Genomic DNA, 17,923 nt, shown 5'->3' with positions numbered 1-17,923 from the left:
ACAGCCGCAACTGTGAAGTGTCGGCTGTTTTCTTTGTCGTTTCCATCAGCGATTGAGATGATTGGCAATTGCAGGCTGTCGTATCTTTTTCTGATAGTTCACCAAGCAAATACTGCACACGATCAATACCAGTCCGGCGATGAGCGAATACGTAACCGGCTCGTCCATAAAAATAGTGCCAGTGACGACTGCGATGAGCGGCACGAGAAACGTAAAGGCGGCCACCTTGCTTGCTTCGCCTGCATTCACAAGCCCAAAGTAAATGACAATGGCAATCGGCACACCAAATGTAGCACCGTAGCTGAGGCCGATCAAATAAGGTACATTCCAGACAATGTCGGACCAGCTTTCTACGCCTGTCCCCAAAAGAGTTAAGGCCGCGCCACCAATGATGCATTGCATGGCAACCATCCAAAGCGAATCTACCTTGGCACTGACTTTTTTCACATAGATCACGCCCATCGCCCACGTCAGAGCCGTCAACAAGCCTAAAATGACGCCCACGATGGAAACCTGTCCAGTCAGACCATCTGCACTGACCGCAAGTATCCCGAAGAATCCCATGATCAGCCCAATGATTTTGAGCACTGTCATGCTCTCACCCAGCCACAACCAGGCAAAGAGTCCAATCAGGATTGGCTGGAAGTACACCAACACAGAGAATAATCCACCTGGCAAATACACGAGTCCAACCGTCTGAATGCCGTAAAAGCACAATGTATTCAGAAAGGCAGATATACAATAGCTCAACCAGTTTTCACGCCAGTTGATCTTTTTCCATTTCGGTAAAATGAATAAAGCTAGCAGAAGTCCGCCAATCAGCGAACGCATTCCTGCGAATAAAATCGGTGGAGTATAAGCGAGTGACATTTTGTAAATCGACCAGCTTAATCCCCACATCAACACCAAACTTGCAATAGCGACTACAGTCTTACCCGAAAACTTTCCCACGAGGGGCCTCCCTTTCTAGCTGCACACTTGCACTTATGTTTTTGTCCGCCTCCTATAGTACCACACAAAAGAAACAGCCGGATGTTCTCACCCGGCTTTGCTTCCTGCCATTTTATTGCTGTTCTTGACGCAGGAACTGATCGAAATCATCTGTCGGAAGCGGTTTGCTGAACAAATAGCCTTGACCGTGGTCACAGCCATTTTCCTTCAATGCCGCTACTTGATCATGGAGTTCAATTCCCTCAGCGATGACATTCATATTGAGACTTTGTGCGATCGTGACAATCGCTTTTACAATCGCTTGACTCTCCTGATTGTGATGAATGTCGCGAATAAATGAGGCGTCAATTTTGATTGTATCGACTGGCAAGCTTTTAATATAACTAAACGAGCTATAGCCTGTCCCAAAATCATCAATCGAAATTTGGATGCCGATTTCCCGAATCTGTTGCAGGACTGCCGTCGCCTCTTCCATTTTGACAAATATGCTCTCCGTAATCTCGAGCTCCAGCCAATTAGGAGATAGCTTTGTTTCCTGAAGAATATCCTTGATCATCTCGACCAGATCTTTTTGATAGATCTGTCTCGCTGACAAATTCACAGAGACCTTCAGCGTATATCCTTCATCGTGCCAGATTTTATTTTGTTTGCACGCCTGTTTCAAAATCCATTCCCCAAGCGCCAGGATCATCCCTGTCTCTTCTGCGATTGGAATAAAGCGATTCGGCGGAATGATACCCAGTTCTGGATGCACCCATCTGACGAGCGCCTCCATGCCTGTCATCTCGCTTGTCGCGATATCAATTTTGGGCTGGTAGTAAATTTGGAACTGCTCTTGTTCAATGGCTTTCCGCATCTCATTTTCCATCAAGATACGCTCCAGCGACTTCGCCTCCATCGTAGGATCGAAAAAGTCATAGCCATTCTTCCCGCGTGATTTCACGGTATACAACGCTGTATCGGCCCGTTTCAACAAATCTTCTGGATTGTCCCCATCCTGTGGATACAAGGCGATGCCGATGCTGCACGACACGTTGAACACATGACCATCCAATTCAAACGGCCGCTGCAGCTGATACATGATCTGCTCCGCCAGCGCAGTTGCTTCATTGCGATCTTGCAGCTGGTTCTGCATAATTGTAAATTCGTCTCCACCCAACCTGGCCACGACATCTCCTGGCTTCAGACATGCCTGTAGACGCTTTGCTGCTTCGATCAGCAACATATCCCCTACATCATGACCGAACGAATCGTTCACATCCTTGAAACGATCCAAATCTAAAAACAGCACTGCCAGATTCGATTGGAAACGCTTGGCCTGCATCATTTCCTTGCTGAGCTGTTGGACATACATCCGTCGGTTCGGCAGATCTGTCAACGCATCGTGATAAGCCAAATGGTGAATCGTCTCTTCGGACTGTTTCCGGTCTGTGACGTCACGGGTAACGAGGAGGAGCTTGGTCACATTTCCTTCTTCATCCACAATCGGATTGATTTTACTCTCAGTCCAGATCACATCGTTTCTTTGGGTATTAATCCGGCATTCTACCATGTACTCTTTGCGCGTAGAGAAGGCATGCTGAATCGCATAAGCAAAAATATCCCGGTCATCCTCCACAATCCACTCGAACAGGTTATGGATTTCCTCATCCGGAACGGTATGCTCCCATACACGCTTGTGAGACGGGGACAAGTAAAGAAATTCCCCATCCAGGTTGATGATGCTGATGATATCCGACGTGTTTTCCGCGATGATACGATACTTTTCTTCACTCCGCTTTAGCTCATCTTCCATCTGCTTGCGAGCTGTGATATCACTGCGAATGGAAAGGTATTGATAGATTTCGCCCGCTTGGTTCTTAAATGGCACAATGGTGGTATCAACCCAATAATAGCTGCCATCTTTTGCGCGATTGCGAATTTCCCCTCGCCAGACCTGGCCAGATCGAATACAGGACCACATTTCTTTAAAAAAGCCTTTCGGATGGTAACCCGAATTAAGAATACGATGGTCCTTTCCAATCAATTCGCTTCGTTCGTATTTCGATATGCGGCAAAATTGTTCATTTGCCCGCAAAATAATCCCCTTATGGTCCGTAATTGCCAAGATCGTGGATTGGTCCAAAGCGTATTTGACATCTGCCAGCTCATTCACAACCATGTTCAGCTCACCATCTTTTTCGCGTAGTAGCCCAGCCCAATCTTGGGGTGTCAGTGAAGATATCATTTGGTTTTTCATTTTCCATCACCTGCTTTGAATACAGTCAAAAAAAATGATCCTTACAGAAGGATCGTAACGTTCTGAATACAAGTTCGTTCCATTTTACCATGTTTTACCGAAAGATCAACGAGAACAACTGCGATAGATACAACATTTTTGCGAAAAAAATGAACCAGTGCATGTAGCCTGGCTCACTTTTTTCAACAATGGGTATGAACGGGCTGCTTTGCTTACAACCGGGCAAGAATGCTGCGATTGAGGTCTGCGACAGAATTGCTGCCAGACAGCGCCATAGCGACGTCAAATTCATGGATGAGTGTATCTAACACACTCGCTACGCCTTGCTCTCCGGCAACAGCCAGTCCATACAGAAATGGGCGACCAATCAAAATGGCATTGGCCCCTAAAGCAATCGCTTTAACGACATCTGCTCCTGTACGCACGCCGCTATCGAGCAATACAGGTATTTTGCCAGCTACTACCTCGGCAATCGCCGGCAATGCATCCAGCGTAGAAATAGCGCCATCCATCTGCCGCCCACCGTGATTGGAGACGATGATTCCATCTACACCATGCTCTAAAGCAAGGCGCGCATCATCCGGATGCAAAATGCCTTTTACTAAAATCGGCAGACGAGTATGCTCACGCAAATAGGCGATGTCGTTCCAATTCAGCGCTGGATGATAAATGTTTTTCAACACTTCCTCCACTGCATTCTCCGGCGTTACCTCAGGGAGTCGCGAACAAAAAACAGGGTCTGTCAAGTAATTCGCCAGTCCTCTTCCTTCGCGCAGTGGCGAATACCCGTTGCGAAAGTCTCTGCGCTTCCACCCTAGCATGACGGTATCTACCGTGAGGACAATGGCAGAATAACCAGACTTTTCCGCTCGTCTGACCATGCTCGCAGAAACCTCTCGATCATTCGACCAATAGAGCTGGAACCAGCGATAGGCATCGCCCATCACTTCGGCAATCTGTTCGAGTGAATGAGCAGATACCGTACTGGCTACGAAAGGCACTCCGGCTGCTGCTGCCGCCTTGGCAGACGCCAGCTCTCCATCGGGATGTGAAATCGTCTGCATGCCTACAGGAGCCAAGAAAATCGGTGTGCGCAACGTTTGATTGTACATCGAAATACCGAGCGTGCGATTCGTCACATCCCGCATCATCCGCGGAATGATTGCCCAACGGGAAAAAGCTGTCCGGTTTTCTACGAGCGTTTCCTCTGCCCCTGATCCCCCGGCAACGTAATCAAATGGCCCATCAGGCAAAACCTCTCGCGCCTTTTTCTCCCAGTCTTCAATGGAAATCGGCAGTGCCTGCGTATCCTTGTTCACACGAGTAAATAAGAGTGATTCCTGATTAGCTTTCGTCATTTGGTTTGCTTCCTTTCTGCGATCGTCTTTCATCTTTTTTATCTCAATTCACATAAATTCGCAATAGTCTTAATCTCAACTCTATTATCGAGCTTGTCCATTTCACACATGGCCTTTTTCAAGGCTACTTTTTCTTTTTGCCTTTTCGGGCTGCGCGACGGACCCGTTTCTTTGCCTTTACTGTCTTCATCGTCTTCATTCCAGCGGCTCCTGAACCCACCCATGTATTGGTTTGGCTATTTTCATTGATGACCTTCACTACGTTGCCGCTATTGTTTCCACCCGAACCGGAGAACGCTTTGGTTACGCTTTTCGGAGAGTTGTTTGCCGTATCGCCAAAGTTGATATTCCCGACATTATTGGTAATGGTCACCTTGCCCACAAAAGTCGGCAAAACTCCTCCCTCCCCGTTGCATAGTCGCTTATTCCCATCCTATTCGAACGGTTTTGCGCCCGCTTGGACGATGATGTAGGGCATTTGTCCGATGTGGTTTTTGCCAAAAAAAATCTCCCCGTGTAGACAAATCTACGCGAGGAGAAAGACATTTTATTGCGCGGTATAACCGCCATCGACCAGCAAGCTTGTCCCTGTGACGAAGGAAGCATCGTCGCTGGCAAGGAACAGAACAGCCTTGGCGACTTCTTCTGGTTTGCCCAAGCGTCCCATTGGATGCAACCCAATCAGGTGCTCATTCAAAGCTTCATTGCGCCCAGCAATCAAGGGTGTATCGATGTAGCCCGGGCAGACCGCATTGACACGTATCCCTTGCTTGGCATACGTCAGTCCCAGTGTCTGGGTCAGGAGCTTCACGCCACCTTTGGCGGAAGAGTATGCCGTCACGCCCGCTTTTCCAGCATGGCTATGAATCGAGCCGCAGTTGACAATCGCGCCGCCAGTCCCTTGAGCCAGCATTTGCTCGATGACGTATTTATCACACAAGAACACGCCGGTCAGATTGATATCAATCGTTCTTTGCCAATCATCCACGCTCAACAGATGACCAGGTGCGTCTTTCGCAATACCTGCATTGGCAAACAGAATGTCTACCTTTCCATACTTTTCTACAGTGGTGCTCACCATGTTTTTCACTTCGTCTTCTTTCGTTACGTCCGTTTTCACGAACAACGCGTCGAAGCCCGCTTGATTCAGCTCTTCCGCCAATTCATTTCCACGTGGGGAGAAGTCAGCAATCACGACTTTCGCCCCTTCTTTTGCGAAGAGACGGACAGTCGTTTCACCGATTCCGCTTGCTCCACCTGTTACGATCGCTACTTTATTTTCCAATCTCATGGATAACTCCTCCTGTTTTCGAAAATGGTATTTGTACCGTTTTATCGCGCTGTTGCGCCGCCATCGATGACGAATTCCGCCCCTGTGACATGGGAAGATTCGTCAGAAGCAAGGAACAGCACCATATTGGCTACATCCTCGACAGTTCCAAGTCGACCTGTTGGAGTCGCCTGTGCCAACTCTGCTTTAGAATGCTTTGTCGTTTCCGAAGCATAGGACACCATGTTTGTATCGATATAGCCAGGGTGAATCGAGTTCACGCGCACACCTTGTGCCGCGTACTCCATAGCTGCATCCTTGGTCATGATGCGAACCGCTCCCTTGCTCGCTCCGTACAAGACGTGACCCGGCGCACCAAAAAGCCCGGCGATGGAAGAAGCATTGATAACAGAACCACCTTGTTGTTTTGCCATGAGTGGCATCACATGCTTCATTCCCAAAAAGACACCCGTTACGTTAATCGCCATGAGACGATTCCATTCTTCAACGGTAATCTCCGCCAACGGTTTAATGATATAAATGCCTGCGTTGTTGAACAGGATATCTACTTTCTCGTATTGTTCTACGGTGGTTGTCACTACTTGCTGCCATTGCTCTTCACGGCTTACATCATGCGCAATCGCGATGGCTTCTCCACCGGCATCCTTGATTTCGGCTACCGTCTGGGAGGCACTTTCCAGATTGATATCCGTAACGACTACCTTGGCACCTTCCTTGGCGAAACGAATCGCCGTTGTTTTCCCGATTCCTGTTCCGCCACCGGAAATGATCGCTACTTTCCCTTCGAGTCTCGCCACGGTAAACGCCTCCATTGATGATGTCTCTTGTACCTGATCTCTTGCCTTGCTTTCATTATAGGACTCTTTTATATTTAAAAATATGTAAACATACTTACCCTTCCTTAAGCACGACTAAAGGATGTGCTGTTACCAAATGCATCTGGAACAACTGGAATATATCGTAGAAATAGCAAAGGCAGGCTCCTTGACCAAAGCCGCTCAGAACAAGCATGTCACACTCTCCGCGATCAGCCAGTCGCTCTCGAGTCTGGAAGCAGAGCTGGGCGTTACTCTGTTTACACGTTCGCGTCTTGGTGCAGTACCGACCCCTGAAGGGCGCATTATCATCAAAAAAGCGTTTGAAGCCTTGGGAAAGATCCAGGAAATTTGGGAGGAAGCACAAAACTATACGAACACGTTGAGTGGAGAGCTGCGACTGGCGACCATTCCCGGTCCCATGAATCTTCTGGTCGATGCCGTCGCGAGCTTTAAAAAAGATTATCCTTACATCCGTACCGAAATTGCAGAAAAAGGCACACAGGAAATATTAGAGGACATTCTTCAGGACAAGCTGGACATTGGTCTGGTCATTATCCATGAGAACCTGCTCAAAAAGAGCGAAGGCCTCGGATTAGTGTTCGAACCGTTACTAGAGGGAAAAATGGTTGTAGGTGTAGGCAAAAACTCGCCACTTGCCTATCAGGATTCCGTCACACCTGAAGAGCTTCGCAAGCAATCCTTCGTCCTGTACAACGACGACTACGTCAAATGGTTCGTAGAGGATTTTGCCGCGACTTATGGTCCCGTCGACATTTTGTTTACGTCGAACAACACAGAAGCGCTCCGCAATGCAATCCGGCAAAATCTCGCGGTAACCATCGGACTGGACTACTCTTTTGTTCATGAACCTCATTTGCAGGACTCCGATTCAATTACGCTTGATTTGGATATTCCTTATCAACAACCCGTCTATTATGGGTGGGTTCGCTCGGAGGAACGGCATTATTCCCGTATTTCCATGAATTTCATCAATCGACTTCAATACGATTTGAAAAGCAAGAAATACCCACTCACTCCTTAGAAGAAAAAAGGCTGCCGCTTCATTTTCGCGGACAGCCTTTTTCAAATCGTTCTTACTGCGCTGGAGCAAAGAAGGTTTGTTTATCGTTTCCGTTCTTAATCAGCGCTGATCTGGCCTTCACCACTTGCCCCTCGTACGTGAAATCTTGCTTAGAGAAATTGACGATCACTTGCAGATCATCCCCGTAAACCGACTTCTGCACGAGCCTGTCTTCGGACAACACGCGATAATCCGTCATTTCCTGTTGCACAGCTTTTTTATGGAAAGGAGACCATACCTTCAAATAGTTTGTGATCAATGATTGGTTTGCATCCCACATCTTTTTATCCAAATGATAGAGCGGCGGTACATTGTAAAGCAGCTCCTTGAGCATACGAGTGCCGACTTCCCCCTTGATCTTCAGGCTGCTCCACTCCCAATGATGGCTCGTGATTACCGCGTTATTGTACACCAGCTTGTACAGTGGCAACGAATAGGCAGGATCAATGTATACATGACGATACTCTTCCTTGATCGGAACCTGTTTGGCATATCGTTCTGGGATCTCTCCCGCCGGGGACCAGTAGCCTCCTACATAATACGGGCTTTGCTTGTTTTTTCGCATGTCCGAATCTGCCCACTTGATGACAGGCGTTTCAATGCCATGGGCAAAGGCGATACTCCGGCTGGCAAAGTCATTTCCAGTCTCAGACCCGATGACCAATTTCTTTTCATCGCGAATGTAGTCCATACGCGCAAGCTTCGCCTTCATATCCTCTGCCTCAGTCGTCGTGTGCTGCGGCGAATAATCATCGTTGAAATCCCCTGCTGCATCCACGTCAATAAACCACGAATTAAAAGCGACATCGTTACTCATAATGTCATCCATGCGCTGTTTGACACTTGGTAGTGAGAGCGTTGGATTCAGCAATCTCCCCTGCTGGAGAAAACCAGCTTTTTTCTCTCCATTTTTCTTCGAGATCGTCGCGTTCTCATACAAGCTCTTATCCTTGAAAATAGCCGTATTCCAATCCGGATTTTCCTCCTGATGAATCGAGTGGTAGGAATCGTAGCTGGCGATCAAATAGCCTGTCTCATTCGCCTCTTGAATGAATGCTGGCTTCATGTAGGCAGCCGTCCAATCCGGCAAACCGATCCATGCCTGATCAATCCCAGCCGCTTTCATTTCTTTCAAGAGATCAGTAGAGTCGACATTCCCCCATTGTTCCACAGGTGGAACAACATCCTGCAGCACACTTTTCAGCAGCTTTTTATTCAAGTCGTACAGCTGTGATTCCGTCAACGAGTCGATCCCTTTTCCAAACGATTTTTTTACCTCTTCATCGACATGTGGAAATCGCTGCGGATTGTAAAACTCACGGGAACGCAAAGCGTCATTCAACCCGCTGAGTATCGCTTTCTTTTGATAATCTGCGACGTAATCCTGCTTCTGAATCTCGCGGAATTGCTGGATGCTCTCTTTTCCGTCCACTCCATTGGAAGTCAAGATTTTCTCAAGTGCCCCGATGAAGTTCTCGTTTAGTTTCGTTTTCAGCGCGTTCCAACTCACATCGTCGACCGATAGGAAGCTCTTATTCCACAAGTAAAAATGAGGAGCACCGTAAAGCTTTTCGATATTCGGATTGGCTCTGGCTTTTTCAGCCAGGGTTAGCAGTTCTCCCTGCTCCTTGACATATTGCTTGTAAACATCTGCTACGCTAACCGGATCGTTGTCTGTGACGTACAAGCGGAACCCGTAGGTCTTGTCCGGATTAATCGTCGGGAACTCGTGCGAAAACGTAAACGCAATCGTTGGATCAACGGCAAAATCGACAGTGTTGTTAAACAAATTGTCCACGACGTACATCAGCGCATACTTGCTCTTGTTCACAGCAAAAAAGCGCATGGCAAAAGACTCCGCAAAGCTAAGACTCTCTTCTTTTAAAAATGACTGCCACTTGCTGTCATCCGCAGGAATCCATTTTCCTTCTCCCAAGGGCACCATGTAGCTTGCTCCTTTTACTGTCGGCCAGGAAAAGCTATCTGTTCCTGTGGAAGTCAGGGTGATTTGCAAATGATCCTCTTTCTTTGTGATCGAGACATCCAGCTGATCGTCCGGATAGCTCCATGCAATCTCTTGTTCACCTTTCCGTACATTCATTACCTTGCGCGCAGGCATCGGCTCCGAAGCACTTTCCTTCACACCGTCTCTCTCGACAAATACTTCGAAGGTCTCCGGCTTCACATCAAAAGTAAAATCTGCATGCTGCTTTGGCTGCACCTGCTCGATAGCAAGGTTGTTCTCACAACCAACGACTACTTGGAGCATCAGTACAAATACCAGTAGTAAAATTCCTGTTTGTTTCATGAAATCCCCCTAAATTGAATCACTATGTATATCGTATCACGATGTTTTTGTGCAAAAAAAGCCAAAGCCTTTGCCAAGGCCGCCTCACATTGTGCGACCTCGCTAAATCAGAAGGCTTTTTCGACTCTGATTCTGTTGTTACGACGTTGCAGACAAATCATCATCGTATGGGATGCTTTTCCGTCGCCTGTAGATGAGAGCCGCTCCTAATCGGAACATTCCGTAGCCAATGAGTCCCCCGAGTACGTTTAGCAGCAGATCATCGACATCAAAACTGCCTAACGATAACAATAGTTGCAGAGTTTCAATGATGAGACTGACAAAGAGCGTGAGAAAAAATACGCGATGAATGTTTTGGAATCTAAGGAAAAGCAGTGGTACCAGCAACCCAAGCGGCACGAACAAGATGACATTTCCAGCCAGATTGAACACCAATATATCAACGTTGTATTTGTCATAACGGTATACGTAATCCACCAATGTATGAAATAGGTTCGTGTTTAGAAACGGCTGACTGTACTGCGGAGCGCCATATGCAAGCATCCTTTCCTTCCATTCAACCATAAAAGCTCTGCTTTCCCATCGCTCAGGCGACAACAACAAGTAATAGCTGAGGACGGCTACATACATACAGAATAAGCTCATGACCCATTTGCGGAAATATTTATCAATGAGCGGCATGGATTCAGACAGTTGCCGACTGATTGCTCCCATAGGCCCGAATCGTTGAAGGGTCAAAGATACTGCTTCCTTTTCTTCATAGCCTTCTTCAACGAGCTCACTTTTCATGCTGTTCAAATGATCCATCAGCTCATCTTTGACATCCCGCTTTTCCCATTTCGAGCACGGCAAGCGACTGACAACCTGCTCTGCATATTCTTCGAGCTTCATTTGTTTACTCACTTCCCTTATTGCACAGCATAATGAGTCGGCTTAAGCTCTGCCAATCCTTCATCTTGTCTTGAAGAAGGCCCTGGCCGGTCTTTGTAATCCGATAATATTTGCGGCGTCCGCCTTCGTTGGCTTCCCCCCAGTAAGACTCCACTGCCTTTTGCGTCTCCAGTCGCTTTAGGGCAGGGTATAGTGTGCCTTCACCGATTTCATACAGTTCATCGCTTTTATCGCGAATCTTCTTGGCCAACTCATAGCCGTACTGATCTTTCTGTGCGATCAGCGAAAGAAGCAATAGATCAATGCTTCCTTTCAACAACTCCTTGTTCATAAAAGCATCTCCTTCCCGTGACATGCCTAGAGATTATCACACTATACCTCGTGATACAAGGTAATTTAAAAAAGAAATTCGCGAGATGTAATTTTGGTTCTATGTAATTATTGACAATAATAAAATAGGTAATATAGACTATATTCGACAACGTTTTTCATGAAATTACATACTTTCGGATGATCGTTTTTTCTATACGCATCCAGATGATAGGCCCATAGAACGAAGCAAAAAGAAGATTTTCACTTTTTTGGAGCGGGTTACTTTCAATTCGTGACTTCATTCTCTCTAACAGGAGGCACTTACATGCTTGCCGACTTTTCGATGATCGTTCTGAATACGGTTCTCTTAGCCTATTTTGCAATCGGTGTGCTATTTTTGTATTCCGAATCCAAATTTTTGCGTAAAATGAAGACTCGTAGAAATAGATAAGCCGATTTTTAGATAAAGGAGTTTGCAGATACATTGAGATCTTTTTTCCGCCAATTTCTGCCACGTCAGAATCACCCCCAAGAAATTACCTACAAGGAACTGGATTCGAAATTGATCAAAGCTGCTCGGTACGATCTGGCTGCAAGCCACCTCTACATCCGTTTTCACGATGGACGCGAGCTCGTTTACTGTCGGGTCACTCCTTATGCCTACAATGCGTTTTTAAATGCTGACTCGTTCAGCGATCATTTTCATTCGTTCATCAGTCAACGGTACTTGAACTACCAGGTGATGTAGCCTGTCTATACAAAATGCCCTCAGTCTGTCTTCTCGACACTGAGGGCATTTATTGTTGATCATACTATTTTAAGGCGCGATGCAAAAAGGATTTGGTCCGCTCAAATTTAGCGTTTGTAAACAATTGCTCAGGTGTCCCCGACTCTACGAATTCCCCTTTGTCCATAAACATGATTTGGTTTGCCACCTCGCGTGCGAATCCCATCTCATGCGTCACCACCATCATCGTCATATGCTCCTGGGCAAGCTGCTTGATGACTTGCAGGACCTCGCCCGTCAGTTCAGGATCGAGAGCAGACGTAGGCTCGTCAAACAACAAAATTTGCGGGTTCATCATCAGTGCTCTGGCGATCGCCACACGCTGCTTCTGTCCGCCTGAGAGCTTCGCCGGATACGCGTCAGCCTTATCAGACAGGCCGACCTTTTCCAAGAGCTCTGCACTCTTTCTTTGGATGTCCTGTGCCGCCTCACCTTTGACTACGCGTGGGGCGATCTCCAGATTTTCCTTCACCGTTAGATGAGGGAACAGATTAAAATGCTGAAAGACCATGCCCATTCTCGCTGTGATCTGCTTGATTTCCTGGTTGCCAGCATAAACGCCATCCTTCACCAAATAATCATCCTGCACACGAATGCTGCCACCATTCACCTGCTCCAGATTGACCAAGCTGCGCAGCATCGTGCTTTTGCCGGAGCCAGAAGGCCCGATTACTGCCACGACTTCGTTCTTTTTCACCGAAAACGAGACATCTCGCAAAACTTCTTGATTGCCAAACGATTTCTTTAGATTCGATACTTGAATGATATCCATAATGCGCCAGCCCTTTATTCGAATTTAAACCTTTTTTCCAGCCACTTAAAGAACAATGTCAACAATAGCGTCATTAACAAATAAATGATTCCGGCAATAAAAAACGGAACGATGGTAAAGTCGCGATTCACGGCCGTCTGTGCAAAGTGAAGCAATTCTGGGACAGCAACCGCATAGAGCAGCGCTGTGTCTTTTACAAGGGTGATTGATTCATTTGCGACGGCAGGCAAAGCCACGCGAAACATTTGCGGCAAAATAATCTTGCTTGTTGTCTGCCATTTGCTAAAGCCGAGGACCTGCGCCGCCTCGTACTGTCCTTTGTCGATCGACAGCAGTCCCCCACGGAAAATCTCGGCGAAATACGCTGCGTAGTTCAGCACGAAGCCGACACATGCAGCGACGAACCGATCCATCACCAAATACTCTCCCACTACGGGCAAGAGAGGCAGCCCGAAGCAAATAAACAACAACTGCAATAGAAGGGGCGTCCCACGCATCACATACACATACGTATGCGCGCACCAGGACAGCGCCTTATTACTGCTCTTTGCCAGTAAGGTGATCAAAAAACCTAATGGAATGGAAAGCAGAATGGCGATGATAAACAACAGCACCGTCATCTGTGCCCCTTCTAGCATGGGCTTCGTAATGGAGAGAATGTAGTCTACGCTCATCTTGGTATGCTCCTAATCCTGAAAATAAAAGCGTGGCTTCGCCAATCAAGCGGCGAAGCCATCGCTGTTCTTCTTATTTCAATACACGATTTTCGCCAAACCATTTTTCCGATATTTTTGCAGCTGTACCATCCTGATTCAACGCATCCAGTGCTTTTTGCAGCTCATTCAGCAATGCCTCGTTGCCTTTTTTGACGCCTATTCCATATTCCTCAGGGGACAGCGATTCTTCCAACTCTTTAAATGTTCCCGGCTCTTTTGTCATATAGTAATCGGCCACAACCTGGTCGATGACGACTGCTTCTACACGACCAATTTTCAAATCACTCAGTGCCAGCACGTTATCAGGGAACTCGGTAATCGATGTGACCTGATTTTTGATATCACTCGCATTAATCGCGTCAGCTGCGGAAGACAGCTTTTGCAAACCAATTGCTTTACCGGCCAAGTCTGACAGCTTGGTCAAGTTGCTATTTGCCATGGTGACCACTACTTGTGCGTTTTTCAGATAAGGCTTGGTAAAGAGAACCTTCCCTTTTCGCTCATCTGTAATCGTATATCCATTCCAGATTAAATCAATACGACCGCTGTTTAGTTCAGACTCTTTTGCACTCCAATCGATTGGTTGAAACTCGACTTGTTTTCCCATTTTTTCGCCGGCTGCACGCGCATAATCAATATCAAAACCAACTAGTTCATTTTTCTCATCCCGGAATCCCATTGGTGCGAACTTATCATCAATTCCGATAATCAGCTTGTTCGCGTCAGCGCCAGTGTTTGCGCTGGAACAGCCCACTACCAATGAAACCATCGCACTCAACAACAATGACATCCATGCTATTTTCTTCATCGTGATGATCCCCCTCGTTTCCCTACTCTATGTTTTACTCTGATAAAGTGGTAATACGTTAACAAGGTATCATGATAGCACATTAGCAAAGAATAGTCGATACTTTAGTAAACAAAAGCACCCTAGAAATATACGCCAAATGATTGAGAAAAATGCCCGACTAGCAAATGCACGTCTTTTTCTTTTTTCCGACACTCCCTCGTTCCTCTATCTTTTTGATATACTCCGTAGCCAATGGAACCTTGCACGCTGTCTGTCCGACGTCCACATGTACTTTGCCAATCGCTGCTGCCACTTCCAGCGCTTCCTGAAGAAGTTCCCGTACATATGCGCCTACTGAAATAACGAATTGATTCATGGTGTACCGTACGCGGTTCTGTTCCTGATGAATTGTCTCCTTCACTCTCATGAGGAGCCGTTTGATTTCTTCCTTATCTAGTTGTTCATCAGGAGTAATCGACAAGTAGTTCGAATACGTGTTCCACCCACATGTGGCTACCATTTCTTCTTTTGACTCGATCCATTCTCGAGCCAACTCCATGGCAAAATGGCTCTCAGCGGCTACACTCGCAACCGTATATTCGGCGGGCGCGTACCAAGACGCTTCCTGAACCCAAGCCTGCAGCCGCTCTTTTGTCATGCTCTTTGGGTCAACTGTCAATCCGGCCAAGTACATGGCGTCGTAGTTTCCCGTATCGTACAGCGCCTGGACGAGCTGCTGATCATGCTTTACCTCCTTGACCAGCTTTTTCATATCGCCGACTCGCACGCCAAATAAAGGCTCTTTTGCCCCATGCCGCAAAAGCGTTTTTTTCGTCTGTTCTGTCCCCATCGCTTCGAGCTTCTGCATGACTTCTTCCAGCGTCATCTTGCCGCCCTCCCTTTTCTTCTATTAATAGGATAACCAGCAGCCCTACCCCCAACACGAAAAAGCCCTCCTCATTCAAAGGAGAGCTTTTTCGTGTCGGAGCTTGACGCTCTTTTCTTATCCTACGCCTGATTGCGAACTTTGATATACGAAACATTTCTTACGTTGATGACAACATCATCATACTGGAGCCATCCGTTGTTTTGATTAGCGACCATTTGAATGATCTCTTCCGGTTCCGTCGATTCGATGCTAATCGTTTCACCGCCTCCGGAAAAGTAAAATTGAATCACCTTTACTTCCTTCATAAAATCCCCTCCTATTCCTTCTAGTTATCGGATGGTTGGAAAATTTTTGTTATGGGCGATTTTTATGTATACTTTTACCATTACTGCGAAAAGGAGTTTGTTGAAATGCCAGATTCGGTACACACGAGAAAAGGAGCAAGTAAAGCCTCACTCATCCCTGACAATATATTAGCACTCCTTCATGCTGGAGAATTAGAAAGCGTCAATTTGACTGAATGGCAGGCTGTTGATCATATGCATTTGTTACGAATCGTTCTGCCTCATGTTACGTTAGGTGCGTATGTCCCTCAACTTGTTGGTCAATTAGAAGAGACCGGATCAACGAGCGGAATGAAAGCTATCCGTCTGATTGGACAAGAACTGCTTGCGATCTTACACAAATCGGGTGAACCCACAGCTACGTCTTCTGTTTTCCTATCGTTGGCCAACCACAAGTCAGACAGTGTACGTTGCTGGAGTGCCTATATTATCGGCCTGGACAACACCTTATCTTTAGAAGAAAAACTAGCCCAAATAAGAAAATTCGCGGCTGATCATCATTTTGGGGTGAGAGAGATCGCATGGATGGCGATTCGAGATTCTCTCTTGCATGATCTGAACCATTCCATTCAACTCCTGAGTGAATGGGTACTTGATACCGACCAAAATATTCGCCGTTTTGCGGTAGAAGCCACACGCCCGCGTGGTGTCTGGTGTAAGCATATTGACGCATTGAAAAATGAGCCCGCTCGCTGCCTGCCTTTGCTCACACCAGTGAAGTCAGATCCAGCCAAATATGTTCAAGATTCTGTAGGGAATTGGTTGAACGATGCGAGTAAATCACAACCAGACTGGGTGACACAACTTTGTGACGAGTGGCTAAAAACCTCTGATACAAAGGAAACAAAAAGAATTATCACCAAAGCGAAAAGAACGATCCTGAAAAGTCGCACTGAACAGAAATGATGAACCGAATCACACATTTATCCCAATTTTATTTGTTGAATTCATTATCCGAGGATAGTTTGCGCTTAATTGATCAATTAACCTCTCTAACCCCTTTCCCCAAAAATACGTGCATTCAAACACCAGAAACTTTTTCAGAAGGCTTCTACTTCATCAAACAGGGAAAGGTACGCTTATATAAAGTAAATCGGGATGGTCGGCAGTTCACATTCGATATCCTCGGGGAAGGCAATGTGTTTGGAGAAGTGGATCTCCTCTCATTAGGTACAAGGGAGATGTATATAGAAGCCATCGAAGACTGCCTCATTTGTAAAATGAGCAAAGCAAAATTTGAAAGCTACATCATCGAACATCCGCAACTGATGATGAAGATCATGAAGGTCATTAGCGATAGAATGGTTTCGATCAGCCAAGCAGCCGAAAATCTTGCCCTTCTCCCTTTACAAGATCGCATTATTTCCACGTTGGTAAAGCTTGCCGATCAATTTGGCAATCCTAACAGTTCGGCGTTTCAACAAATTGACTTACCTCTTTCCCATCAAGAAATCGCCAATTTTGTTGGGGCATCCAGGGAAGCTGTGACGGTAGCATTACGTGCTTTAGCAAGAGAAGAACTGATTCAAACAGGCTTTAAATCTATTTCTATTCAGCGGGACAGGATTTTGAAGAAAATGTAATCCAGTTTACATCTTTCGCTCAAAAAGAAAGATATCGTAAAGCCATGGCTTCTACTATTCTTTCGAAAAAGAGGGGAACGACATATGGATAAACCACATTTTCAGAGCCTGCGCGAAGAGCTAGATTTTACAACCATTCAAATAGCAGACTTCCTCACCCGTGAAGTAACAGATGCATTTACAAGATCAATCGAGGAGCTGCGGACCTCTGAACTGGCAAAGGGCTTGCCGATTGGTTCGATTGCGCCTGATTTCACGTTGAACGATCACACTGGCAAGAGCATTACCTTGTCGGAAGAAATCATAAAAGGTCCTGTCGTCCTCACATTTTTCCGTGGATCATGGTGCCCCTACTGCAATTTGGAGATGCAAGCGTACCAAAAACAGCTCGATACGATAACCTCTCTGGGTGCTCAATTGTTTGCCATTAGTCCACAATCTCCTGCACACTCTCTTACTATGCAAGAGAACAATCGTCTGAGCTTCCCCGTGTTATGCGATACCAATAATCAGGTAGCAGAAAAATATAGACTCATATTCAGACTGCCTGAGTATTTCCATGATACCTACCGATCATTGGATATCGATCTCAATCATTTTAATAGCGACGATTCCTGGACACTCCCCATACCGGCTACTTATATCCTCGATGAACAGGGCGTAATCCGGTCAGTATTCTTAGATCCTGACTACAAAAAGCGAATGGAGCCTACTGAAGTTATAGACATTCTGCGCACCCTAACTTAACCCCTACTCCCTATTTAATGAAGAACCAGTTGATACGGCAACTGGT

19 protein-coding genes are annotated in these 17,923 nt (G+C 46.4%); 5 read left to right on the top strand and 14 right to left on the bottom strand.

Features of this window, described 5'->3' with window-relative positions:
• Positions 1–45 precede the first annotated feature (45 nt).
• The 6 genes from KB186_RS10660 to KB186_RS10635 all read right to left on the bottom strand — a co-directional run bounded on the left by KB186_RS10660 (position 46) and on the right by KB186_RS10635 (position 6,636).
• Complete coding sequence (locus KB186_RS10660; protein WP_173609083.1) at positions 46–951, bottom strand: DMT family transporter; 906 nt, start codon at positions 949–951, stop codon at positions 46–48.
• Between the two features lie 112 nt (positions 952–1,063).
• A complete protein-coding gene (locus KB186_RS10655) occupies positions 1,064–3,190 on the bottom strand; it encodes a bifunctional diguanylate cyclase/phosphodiesterase (RefSeq protein WP_173609084.1) in 2,127 nt (708 codons plus the stop codon).
• 212 nt (positions 3,191–3,402) lie between these two features.
• Positions 3,403–4,548, bottom strand: coding sequence for an alpha-hydroxy-acid oxidizing protein (locus tag KB186_RS10650; protein ID WP_232773576.1), 1,146 nt, complete (start codon positions 4,546–4,548; stop codon positions 3,403–3,405).
• Positions 4,549–4,672: 124 nt separating this feature from the next.
• Positions 4,673–4,942, bottom strand: coding sequence for a spore germination protein (locus KB186_RS10645; RefSeq protein WP_232773575.1), 270 nt, complete (start codon positions 4,940–4,942; stop codon positions 4,673–4,675).
• A gap of 153 nt (positions 4,943–5,095) precedes the next feature.
• Positions 5,096–5,839 carry an SDR family NAD(P)-dependent oxidoreductase gene (locus tag KB186_RS10640; protein WP_221867447.1) on the bottom strand — a complete coding sequence of 248 codons (744 nt, stop codon included), beginning with the start codon at positions 5,837–5,839 and terminating at the stop codon, positions 5,096–5,098.
• A gap of 41 nt (positions 5,840–5,880) precedes the next feature.
• The gene (locus KB186_RS10635; RefSeq protein WP_232773574.1) at positions 5,881–6,636 is read right to left on the bottom strand and encodes an SDR family NAD(P)-dependent oxidoreductase; all 756 of its coding nucleotides are present in this window, start codon (positions 6,634–6,636) and stop codon (positions 5,881–5,883) included.
• A 136-nt stretch (positions 6,637–6,772) separates the two neighbouring features.
• Between KB186_RS10635 and KB186_RS10630 the strand changes: the two genes are divergently transcribed.
• Entirely contained in the window at positions 6,773–7,699 is a 927-nt protein-coding gene (locus KB186_RS10630) for a LysR family transcriptional regulator (RefSeq protein WP_173609089.1), read from the top strand.
• A gap of 52 nt (positions 7,700–7,751) precedes the next feature.
• Here KB186_RS10630 and KB186_RS10625 read toward each other — a convergent pair whose 3' ends face one another.
• The 3 genes from KB186_RS10625 to KB186_RS10615 all read right to left on the bottom strand — a co-directional run bounded on the left by KB186_RS10625 (position 7,752) and on the right by KB186_RS10615 (position 11,268).
• The gene (locus KB186_RS10625; protein WP_173609090.1) at positions 7,752–10,046 is read right to left on the bottom strand and encodes a glycoside hydrolase; all 2,295 of its coding nucleotides are present in this window, start codon (positions 10,044–10,046) and stop codon (positions 7,752–7,754) included.
• 138 nt (positions 10,047–10,184) lie between these two features.
• On the bottom strand, positions 10,185–10,937 hold the full coding sequence (locus tag KB186_RS10620; protein ID WP_221867444.1) for a VanZ family protein: 753 nt from the start codon (positions 10,935–10,937) through the stop codon (positions 10,185–10,187).
• A gap of 4 nt (positions 10,938–10,941) precedes the next feature.
• The gene (locus tag KB186_RS10615; protein WP_088906130.1) at positions 10,942–11,268 is read right to left on the bottom strand and encodes a PadR family transcriptional regulator; all 327 of its coding nucleotides are present in this window, start codon (positions 11,266–11,268) and stop codon (positions 10,942–10,944) included.
• Positions 11,269–11,733: 465 nt separating this feature from the next.
• On the opposite strand from KB186_RS10615, the gene KB186_RS10610 reads away from it, so the two are divergent.
• Positions 11,734–11,997 carry a KTSC domain-containing protein gene (locus tag KB186_RS10610; protein WP_173609092.1) on the top strand — a complete coding sequence of 88 codons (264 nt, stop codon included), beginning with the start codon at positions 11,734–11,736 and terminating at the stop codon, positions 11,995–11,997.
• Positions 11,998–12,061: 64 nt separating this feature from the next.
• On the opposite strand, the gene KB186_RS10605 is transcribed toward KB186_RS10610, so the two are convergent.
• From KB186_RS10605 to KB186_RS10585, 5 genes are all read right to left on the bottom strand, one after another.
• A complete protein-coding gene (locus KB186_RS10605) occupies positions 12,062–12,808 on the bottom strand; it encodes an amino acid ABC transporter ATP-binding protein (protein WP_255688650.1) in 747 nt (248 codons plus the stop codon).
• A 14-nt stretch (positions 12,809–12,822) separates the two neighbouring features.
• Positions 12,823–13,482 (bottom strand): amino acid ABC transporter permease, encoded by a 660-nt coding sequence (locus KB186_RS10600; protein WP_173609093.1) that lies wholly within the window; start codon positions 13,480–13,482, stop codon positions 12,823–12,825.
• 73 nt (positions 13,483–13,555) lie between these two features.
• On the bottom strand, positions 13,556–14,332 hold the full coding sequence (locus KB186_RS10595) for an amino acid ABC transporter substrate-binding protein (protein ID WP_173609094.1): 777 nt from the start codon (positions 14,330–14,332) through the stop codon (positions 13,556–13,558).
• Positions 14,333–14,492: 160 nt separating this feature from the next.
• The gene (locus KB186_RS10590; protein WP_232773573.1) at positions 14,493–15,200 is read right to left on the bottom strand and encodes a DNA alkylation repair protein; all 708 of its coding nucleotides are present in this window, start codon (positions 15,198–15,200) and stop codon (positions 14,493–14,495) included.
• Positions 15,201–15,322: 122 nt separating this feature from the next.
• On the bottom strand, positions 15,323–15,508 hold the full coding sequence (locus KB186_RS10585) for a hypothetical protein (RefSeq protein WP_173609096.1): 186 nt from the start codon (positions 15,506–15,508) through the stop codon (positions 15,323–15,325).
• Between the two features lie 105 nt (positions 15,509–15,613).
• Here KB186_RS10585 and KB186_RS10580 point away from each other — a divergent pair, with 105 nt between their 5' ends.
• From KB186_RS10580 to KB186_RS10570, 3 genes are all read left to right on the top strand, one after another.
• Positions 15,614–16,453: a DNA alkylation repair protein gene (locus KB186_RS10580; protein ID WP_232773572.1), complete on the top strand. Its 840-nt coding sequence runs from the start codon at positions 15,614–15,616 to the stop codon at positions 16,451–16,453.
• The gene (locus tag KB186_RS10575; protein WP_173609151.1) at positions 16,453–17,130 is read left to right on the top strand and encodes a Crp/Fnr family transcriptional regulator; all 678 of its coding nucleotides are present in this window, start codon (positions 16,453–16,455) and stop codon (positions 17,128–17,130) included. The genes KB186_RS10580 and KB186_RS10575 overlap by 1 nt, the downstream gene beginning before the upstream one ends.
• Positions 17,131–17,214: 84 nt before the next feature.
• The gene (locus KB186_RS10570; protein WP_232773571.1) at positions 17,215–17,877 is read left to right on the top strand and encodes a peroxiredoxin-like family protein; all 663 of its coding nucleotides are present in this window, start codon (positions 17,215–17,217) and stop codon (positions 17,875–17,877) included.
• The last annotated feature ends 46 nt before the right edge of the window (positions 17,878–17,923 follow it).

The organism is Brevibacillus sp. AF8, assembly GCF_021270385.1.
Classification (GTDB): domain Bacteria; phylum Bacillota; class Bacilli; order Brevibacillales; family Brevibacillaceae; genus Brevibacillus.
This window is presented reverse-complemented; position numbering and strand designations above follow the sequence as displayed.